Source organism: Corallococcus sp. CA049B (assembly GCF_003611685.1).
Taxonomy (GTDB): domain Bacteria; phylum Myxococcota; class Myxococcia; order Myxococcales; family Myxococcaceae; genus Corallococcus; species Corallococcus coralloides.
Window position 1 is genome coordinate 1 of record NZ_RAWC01000301.1, and the last position, 8,648, is coordinate 8,648.

The 8,648-nt window shown below is 72.1% G+C and carries 5 protein-coding genes and 1 tRNA gene; 4 read left to right on the top strand and 2 right to left on the bottom strand.

Going from position 1 to position 8,648, the window contains the following annotated elements; genetic code table 11:
• Nucleotides 1-661: 661 nt before the first annotated feature.
• The 4 genes from D7W82_RS36545 to D7W82_RS36560 all read left to right on the top strand — a co-directional run bounded on the left by D7W82_RS36545 (nucleotide 662) and on the right by D7W82_RS36560 (nucleotide 6,205).
• Nucleotides 662-737 (top strand) — tRNA-Ala (locus D7W82_RS36545).
• Nucleotides 738-833: 96 nt separating this feature from the next.
• Nucleotides 834-1,448: a DUF2760 domain-containing protein gene (locus tag D7W82_RS36550; protein WP_120622718.1), complete on the top strand. Its 615-nt coding sequence runs from the start codon at nucleotides 834-836 to the stop codon at nucleotides 1,446-1,448.
• 88 nt (nucleotides 1,449-1,536) lie between these two features.
• The gene (locus D7W82_RS36555; protein ID WP_120622719.1) at nucleotides 1,537-3,399 is read left to right on the top strand and encodes an Hsp70 family protein; all 1,863 of its coding nucleotides are present in this window, start codon (nucleotides 1,537-1,539) and stop codon (nucleotides 3,397-3,399) included.
• 25 nt (nucleotides 3,400-3,424) lie between these two features.
• Entirely contained in the window at nucleotides 3,425-6,205 is a 2,781-nt protein-coding gene (locus D7W82_RS36560; RefSeq protein ID WP_120622720.1) for an Hsp70 family protein, read from the top strand.
• A gap of 85 nt (nucleotides 6,206-6,290) precedes the next feature.
• Here D7W82_RS36560 and D7W82_RS36565 read toward each other — a convergent pair whose 3' ends face one another.
• Both D7W82_RS36565 and D7W82_RS36570 read right to left on the bottom strand, forming a co-directional pair.
• Complete coding sequence (locus D7W82_RS36565) at nucleotides 6,291-6,716, bottom strand: hypothetical protein (protein ID WP_120622721.1); 426 nt, start codon at nucleotides 6,714-6,716, stop codon at nucleotides 6,291-6,293.
• A 232-nt stretch (nucleotides 6,717-6,948) separates the two neighbouring features.
• Nucleotides 6,949-8,648: bifunctional UDP-sugar hydrolase/5'-nucleotidase (locus D7W82_RS36570; protein WP_233588155.1), on the bottom strand; the 1,700-nt coding region annotated here is incomplete at its 5' end.

Sequence of the window (8,648 nt, forward strand, 5' to 3'; positions counted from 1 at the left end):
TATGCGATCGTCGGCAGCGTCAGATGTGTATAAGAGACAGACCTTGTACTGCTGGAGGAGCGTGACGGTCTCCGGATCGCCGGGGTCCGCCTGGTAGGCCTTGAGCAGGTTGCCGCGGCCGGTGTCGGCCTCGCCGCCCTTGATCTGCAGCACGCCCGCCATGCGCAGGGCGGCCTTGTCCTCCGGCTGGACCTGGAGGGCGCCCATCACCTCTTCGAGCGCCTTCTTGTCCTTGTTCTGCGCCGCGTAGACGCGGGCCAGCAAGAGGCGGGGATCGGCCGCGGTCGGGTGCGCCTTGACGCCCTTCTTGCAGACGACCATCGCCTCCATGAAGCGACCCAGGTCGAGGTACGCCTCCGCCAGGGGCTTGTAGGCATCCGACGAGGGGTCGGAAGCGAACGAATGCTCAAGCTTCGCGAGCTCGGTGGGGCTCAACGTCTTCGATGGGGAGGTGGACATGAACCAGAAGGTGCCCGGAATGGCCGGGAAGGATGCGGTACCGGAAGGCGGTTTTTATGGCATCCACAGTGCGGCACGTCAATCGCAGGGTTGGGGCCGGAAACGAGCTGCTTGACAGCAAGGTGAGGCTCCGGTACTAGCCCACTCACTTCTCGGGACCCAACGCCCGCGAGGCGCAGCAGGCAGCAAGCAGTCCCCATGTGGGGGTGTAGCTCAGTTGGGAGAGCGTCGCGTTCGCAATGCGAAGGTCGTCGGTTCGATCCCGTCCACCTCCACCATGAAAAACCGAAGGGCCTCACGGGAAACCGTGAGGCCCTTTGCATTTCAGGCCATTGGCGAATTGCAAAGGCTTCCGGCTTTGTTATCCGGGGCCGATGACCGACCCGTCCGCCTCCCTGTCGTTCTTCGCCCGCTTCTGGCTCGCCTGGCTGTGCTTCTGGCGCTGCCTCGTGTCCCGCGAATTCGCGCAGGCCGTGCTGCCGACCAGCCGCGCCTATGACGCCGGCCAGCTCAAGGATCTCCCGTCCGGGGACACGCAGGCCCCACCGCCGGTGAAGGCGCCCGTCGTCCAGGCGCCCGTGGCGCCCGCCCCCCTGCCCCCCGAGCGCGAGCACGCCAGCGCCCTGTCGCTGTTGGCCATGCTCCAGCGCGAGGGCCGCTTCCTGGACTTCGTGCAGGAGAACGTCGCGGCCTTCCCGGACGCGGACGTGGGCGCGGCGGCCCGCATCGTCCATGAGGGCTGCCGCAAGGTGGTGCACCAGTACCTGACGCTCCAGCCGGTGCTGCCGCAGGGCGAGGGCGACAAGGTGACGGTGCCGCCGGGCTTCGACGCGCAGCGCATCCGGCTGACCGGCAACGTCGCCGGTGAGCCTCCTTATGGCGGCACGCTCCGGCACCACGGCTGGGTGACCACGGAGGTGAAGTTCCCGACCGTCAGCCCCGCCATGGAGCCGCGCGTGCTGGCGCCGGCGGAGGTCGAGCTCGCCTGACGCCCGCCCGGGCAGCAGGCGGCGCAGCTTTCGCAGTCCCCTTCCCTTCGAGGAACCACAAGGCCCCTTCCCGGGGTTTCCGACCGATATGGCCCGATACGCAATCGGCATCGACCTGGGCACCACGCACTCCGCGGTGTCCTACTTCAACCTCGAGGACGGCAAGCCGCGCGGCCCCTCGCAGTCCATGCTGCCCGTGCCGCAGGTGACGGCGCCCGGCACCGTGGAAGCGCGCCCGCTGCTCCCCTCCTTCCTCTATCTCCCCAGCGCGCAGGAGTTCCCGGAGGGCAGCCTCGGGCTGCCGTGGAGCCAGGAGCCGGGCGTCATCGTGGGTGACTTCGCCCGCTCGCACGGGGCGAAGGTGCCCACGCGGCTGGTGTCGTCCGCGAAGAGCTGGCTGTCGCATCCGGGCGTGGACCGGCGCTCGGCGCTCCTGCCCTGGCAGGCGCCGCCGGAGGTGCAGCGCGTGTCGCCGCTGGATGCGTCCGCGGGCTACCTGCGCCACCTGAAGGAGGCGTGGGACCACACCTTCGCCCGCGCGCAGGAGGAGTCCGGCAACGCGCTGTCGAAGCAGGAGGTCATCGTCACCGTCCCGGCGTCCTTCGACGCGGCGGCGCGCGACCTGACCCTGGAGGCCGCGAAGGCGGCGGGCCTGGAGCACATCACCCTGTTGGAGGAGCCGCAGGCCGCGCTGTACGCGTGGCTGGAGGCGATGGGGGAGAACTTCCGCAGGCAGGTGCAGCCCGGCGAAGTCATCCTCGTGGTGGACGTGGGCGGCGGCACGTCCGACTTCTCCGTCATCACCGTGAAGGACCGCGAGGGCGACCTGGAGCTTCTGCGGGTGGCGGTGGGCGACCACATCCTGTTGGGCGGCGACAACATGGACCTCGCCCTGGCGCACACGCTCAACCAGCGGATGGCCGCGGACGGGCGCAAGCTGGACGCGTGGCAGTTCAACGGCCTCACCTACGGGTGCCGGCAGGCGAAGGAGACGCTGTACGCGGACCCTTCCGTGGACCGGGTGCCCATCGCGATTCCGGGCCGGGGCTCGTCGCTCATCGGCGGCACGCTGCGCACGGAGCTGACGCGCGAGGAGCTGGACCGCGTCCTCACGGACGGCTTCTTCCCGGTGACGCAGGTGGCGGACCTGCCGCGCACCGCCCGGCGCACGGGCCTGGCGCAGATGGCGCTGCCGTACGCGCAGGACCCGGCGGTGACGAAGCACCTGGCGGCCTTCCTCACCCGGCAGGCGCAGGCGCTGGCGGCCAGCGCGGACTCGCCGGTGGACGTGACGGGCAAGGGCTTCCTGCACCCCACCGCGGTGCTCTTCAACGGCGGCGTCTTCAAGGCCGGGCCGCTGAAGGGCCGCGTGATGGAGGTCCTCAACCAGTGGCTCGCCGCGGAAGGGGCGCCCCCGGCGAAGGAGCTGGAGGGCGCGGACCTGGACCTCGCGGTGGCCCGCGGCGCGGCGTACTACGGCTGGGTGCGTCAGGGGCACGGCCTGCGCATCCGCGGCGGCACGGCGCGCGCCTACTACGTGGGCGTGGAGACGGCGATGCCTGCGGTGCCGGGCATGGAGCCGCCGGTGAAGGCGCTGTGCGTGGCGCCCTTCGGCATGGAGGAAGGGACGCAGGCGGACGTGCCGCCCCAGGAGTTCGGACTCGTCACCGGCGAGCCCACCAGCTTCCGCTTCTTCGCGTCGTCCGTGCGGCGCGATGACCGCGTGGGCGAGATGCTGGAGGACGTGGAGTCGGAGCTGGCGTCCGGGGGGCTGGAGGAGGTGGCGCCAATTGAAACGACGCTGCCCGGACAGGCCACGCCCTTTGGCGACCTGACGCCGGTGAACCTCCAGGCGGCGGTGACGGAGGTGGGCACGCTGGAGCTGCGGTGCCTGGAGAAGAACGGCTCCGGACGCTGGAAGCTGGAGCTCAACGTACGCATGAAGGAGTAGAAGGGGCCCCGCACACCGGAGGCGTATGCGAATCGTCGGCATCGACCTGGGCACCACCCATTGCGCGGTGGCATCCGTGGATCCAGGCAAGGGCTCGGGGGCACCCGTCGAGGACTTCCCCCTGCCCCAGCTCGTCCGCCAGGGCGAAGTGGCCCCCCGCGCCCTCCTGCCGTCCACCGTCTACGTCCCCGCCGGCCACGAGCTGGCCCCGGAGGTGCTGCGCCTGCCCTGGGGTGATGATGGCGGGCCGTACGTCGTAGGCGAGCTGGCCCGCTGGCAGGGCGCGCGCGTGCCGGGCCGGCTGGTGGCCTCCGCCAAGAGCTGGCTGTGCCACCCGGGCGTGGACCGCTCCGCGCCCATCCTCCCGTGGGGCGCGCCCGCGGACGTGCAGAAGCTGTCCCCGGTGGACGCGTCCGCCCTGCTGCTCACGCACATGGCCCGGGCGTGGGACTTCGCGCACCCGGACGAGCCCCTGGCGAAGCAGGAGGTGGTCATCACCGTCCCCGCTTCGTTCGACGAGGCGGCGCGCGCCCTCACGGTGAGCGCGGCGCGCAAGGCAGGGCTGGAGAAGTTCACGCTGCTGGAGGAGCCGCAGGCGGCCTTCTACGACTACACCGCGCGCCACCGCGCGGACCTGGAGCAGACGCTGTCCCAGGTGCGGCTGGTGCTGGTGGTGGACGTGGGCGGCGGCACCACGGACTTCACGCTGGTGCACGCGGGCGTGTCGCCGGAAGGGCCCATGCTGCGGCGCCTGGCCGTCGGTGATCACCTGATGCTGGGCGGCGACAACATGGACGCCGCGCTCGCCCGGCGCATGGAGGAGAAGCTCACCCAGAACGGCCGGCGCCTGTCCGCGACGCAGTGGACGCAGGCCATCCAGGCCGCGCGCACCGCCAAGGAGGAGCTGCTGGGGCGCGCGCCGCCGGAGAAGTACGGCGTGTCGCTCATCGGCGAGGGCAGCCGGCTCTTGGGCGGCACGCTGTCCACGGAGCTGGGCCGCGACGAGGCGCACGCGCTGGTGCTGGACGGCTTCTTCCCGCTGTCCCCGCCCGCAGACCGGCCCCGGCGCGCGGCGCGCATGGCGCTCCAGGAATTGGGCCTGCCGTACGTGCAGGACCCGGCCGTCACGCGGCACCTGGCGGCCTTCCTCGCGCAGCACGCGGCGGCGGGCTTCGCGGCGCTGGGCGAGACGCCGTCGCACGAAGGCGCCCTGCCCCGCCCGGACGCCATCCTGCTGAATGGCGGCGTCTTCAACTCGCCCCAGATTTCGGCGCGGCTGGTGGACGCGCTGTCCGCGTGGTGGCCGCAGGCGCCGCGCATCCCGCTGCTGAAGCACGAGTCGCTGGAGCTCGCGGTGGCGCGGGGCGCGGCGTACTACGGGCTGGTGCGGCGCGGGCACGGCCTGCGCATCGGCGGTGGCGCGGCGCGCGCGTACTACGTGGGCCTGCAGCGCGGCCCGGACAGCGCGGAGCAGCCCACGCTGTGCCTCATTCCCCGCGGCTTCGAGGAGGGCCAGAAGGTGGACCTGGGCGAGCGCCCCTTCACGCTCACCCTGGGCCGGCCGGTGCAGTTCGCGCTCTACTCCACGACGAGCGACCGCATCGACAAGCCGGGGGACCTGGTGCCGCTGGCGGAGGACCTGAAGCCGCTGCCGCCCATCCACACGCTGCTCAAGGGCGCGTCCGGAAAGGTCAGCGAGGTGCCGGTGCACCTGCAGGCCGCGCTCACGGAGATTGGCACGCTGGAGCTGTTCTGCGTGTCGGACGTCGCGGACGAGCGCTGGCGCCTGGAGTTCGAGCTGCGCGGCACCGGCGGCTCGCACGAGCTGACCGTCACCGAGTCCATGCCCGCGCGCTTCGCCGAGGCGAAGGACAACGTGGAGCGCGTCTACGGCAACAAGCCGCTGCCCCTGGGCCCCAAGGACGTGAAGCAGCTGTCGCGCACGCTGGAGAAGGTGCTGGGCCCGCGCGAGACGTGGCGCGTGCCCGTGCTGCGCGAGCTGTGGAGCACGCTGTACGCGGGCGCGAGCAAGCGCCGCCGCACGGATGACCACGAGCGCGTCTTCTACAGCCTCACCGGGTTCTGCCTGCGCCCCGGCTTCGGCTACCCGCTGGACGGCTGGCGCGCGGAGCAGACCTTCAGCCTCTTCGACGCGCTGGTGCAGCACCACACGGACAAGTCGGTGTGGACGGAGTTCTGGGTGATGTGGCGCCGCATCGCCGGCGGCCTCACGGAAGGACAGCAGCAGAAGCTGTACGGCTACCTCCAGCCGCACCTGGCCCGGCGCGTGCCGCCGGACGCGCCCACGCAGGGCGGCAAGCTGAAGGGCATCCAGCCGGAGGGGTTGGACGAGATGATCCGCACCGCCGCCTCGCTGGAGCACCTGGCGCCGGGCGACAAGGCGGAGGTGGGCCGGTGGATCGCCGCGCGGCTGAAGGCCGAGTCCCGCTCCGGCGGTCCGTGGGCGTGGGCCCTGGGCCGGCTGGGCGCGCGCGTGCCGCTGTACGGCAGCAGCCACAAGGTCGTGGACGTGGAGACGGCGGAGGCGTGGCTGGAGCTGCTCCTGTCTCTGGACCTGCGCAAGGTGGATGGCGCCCCCTTCGCCGCCGCCCAGCTCGCGCGCCTCACCGGCGACCGCACGCGAGATCTGGATCCGGCGCTGCGCGAGCGCACGGCCCAGGCGCTGGTGGCCGCGAAGGCCGCCGACACCTGGGTGCGGATGGTGCGCGAGGTCGTGGCGCTGGAGGCCGCGGACGAAGCCCGGGCGCTCGGCGACACGCTGCCGGCGGGCCTGCGGCTGTCCTGACGAACGGAGGCTTTCGGGCATGGCCGTCACATGCGGGGCGCGAACCGTGCGCGCCCCAGCAGGGCGGATCATCCCGGGCGGTGGCTCAGACCAGGGGGGTGGCCGTCGCGTCGGTCGCGACCGGGGCGTCGACGAGCGTCGGAGCCACGGGCGCGGCGTCGAGCGGCACGGCGGCGACGACCTGGAGCACGGGCTCCGTGGCGGCGACGGCGGGCACCTGGACGGTGGCGGCCTGGGACTCGTCCTTCTTCGGCTTCTTCGTGCCCGCGCCCGAGCGGCAGCCCCGGCACCACGGCTGGTTGCGGATGGCGCCGTCCGCCATCTTCCGCAGCCCGAACTGCGCCAGCGGCTTGAGCGTCTTGCACTTCAGACACATCAGGGAGATCAACACCTCGTGGCCGTCGGCGTCGTAGACGGAGGACTTGCGCCGCTTGCGCGGCTGGCCCGGCTCGCGCGCCTCTTTCTTCTCGGGCACGGCGGGGACCATCATCGGGGTCACTTTGTAGAGCATCTCTTCTGTCCCTCCCACGCACGGGCTCCAACCTGCTCGCGCTGGCTCGGGGCCGCGCCTGCAAGGGAGCTCGCGTGCCCTAGAGTAGGGAGGTTTCCCGCCGTTGGAAACTGATCCCAGGCCGAAAATTCGGCCCTGGCCGCCTTGTGCTGATCTTCCGCTGGGTTGCACCGCGATCCAGCCCCAGCGGATCAGCGCGGAGGGAAAATTTCCAACGCCGGGCGCGCTTTTTTCAGGGCTTCACGTCCGCGCAGGGCCCCGCCGGCTTCACCAGGTGCACGCGCCCCAGCGCCGGGGGCTTCAGCGCGTTGCCGTGGGCGCGGCCGTACGCGGTGAGCACCTCGCGCAGGTCCTGCGCCTGCAACAGGTTGATACGTTCCCGTGGCAGCGTGGACGTCAGGGGCCCCACCCCGTCACCGCCGCGCAGCAGGAAGTCCGGCACCGCGACCCGGTAGGTCGCCTTCGCCTTCAGCGGCTTGCCTCCCGGCAGCGTCACGCCCTGGAAGCGCTCCGGGCCCGGGCACGCGCCCAGCGTCACCTCCAGCCCGGACACCGCGAAGACGCCCTTGCGGCCGCCGTAGGCCAGCGACAGGAAGCGGCGCAGCTCGTCCGCGCTCAGCTCCAGCACCGCGAGCGTGTTGTCGAAGGGCAGGATTTCATAGAGCTTCCCGAAGGTGAGCGGCCCCTGCGGCAGGTCCGCCCGGATGCCGCCCGCGTTCATCACCGCCGCGTCGGAGCGGGCCGCCTCCCGCATCGCGTCCGCGATGAGGTTGCCCAGCGCGCTCTCGCCCTCGTAGACCTGGGGCATGCGGGCCTGGGTCTCCACGCCCACCGGGCGGCGCTGCTCCTCCTCCACGCGCGCCTCCGCGGGGGCCACCAGCGCCTCCACGCGAGCATCCGGCGCCACGGGCCTGCCCAGGAACGTGGCCGGCACCAGCCGCACGTCCTTCGCGTCCCGCAGCTTCAGCGGATCACAGGACTTCAGCGTGGCGTCCACGGCGCCGCACACCGGGATGGCGGCGTGGATGCGCGTGCGCTCGGGCAGCACGCGGTGGGTCGCCGGATCCACGAAGAGGTCCACCACGCCAAACGAGCGCGCCAGGCCCGTCGTCTCGATGACCGGCACGTCGCCGAAGAAGTGCCCCATGACCTGGTGCGTGTGGCCCGCCACCACCGCGTCCACCGCGCCCTTGGGCAGCGCCTCCAGCACCGCGTAGATTTCGCCGTCGTCGCGCTCGCACCCGGACGTGTCGCGCGGATTCTCCAGGTCCGTGCACTTGCCGCCCGCGTGCGCGACGGCGACCACCACCTCCGCGCCCTGCTCGCGCAGCGACTTCGCGGCCTGCTTCGCGGCGTCGGCCAGGGACTCGAACTTCAGGCTCGCGACGTTCGCGGGGTTGGTCGTCTGCGGCGTCGAAAGCGTGGACAGGCCCAGCAGGCCCACCTTCACGCCCTTCACGGTGACGACGGTGGTGCCGTCGTTGCCCAGCCACGCCGGGGGCTGTCCGTCCTTCTCGCGCACGTTGGCGGACAGGAAGGGGAACTTCGCCTGCGCCACGCGGGCCTTGAGCGCGCCCAGCGGGTCCTCGTCCGGGCGCGTGGCCACGGGCCCCGGGCCCACCGGCCCGTAGTCGAACTCGTGGTTGCCGATGGCGACCGCCGTGTAGCCCAGCAGGTTGTACACGTCGACGACGATGGCGCCCTCGCCCAGGTTGGACGCCAGCGTCCCCTGGAACAGGTCGCCGCCGTCCACCAGCAGCACGCCGCCCGGGTTGTCCTCGCGCAGCCGCGCCACGTAGGACGCGAAGAGCGCCGCGCCCCCCTGCTCCACCTTCTGCCCGTCCGGCAGCGTGGCGCGGTGGGGCATCACCCAGCCGTGGAAGTCGTTGGTGCCCACCAGCGTGAGCCGCACGGGCTCGGCCGGGGCGGGCG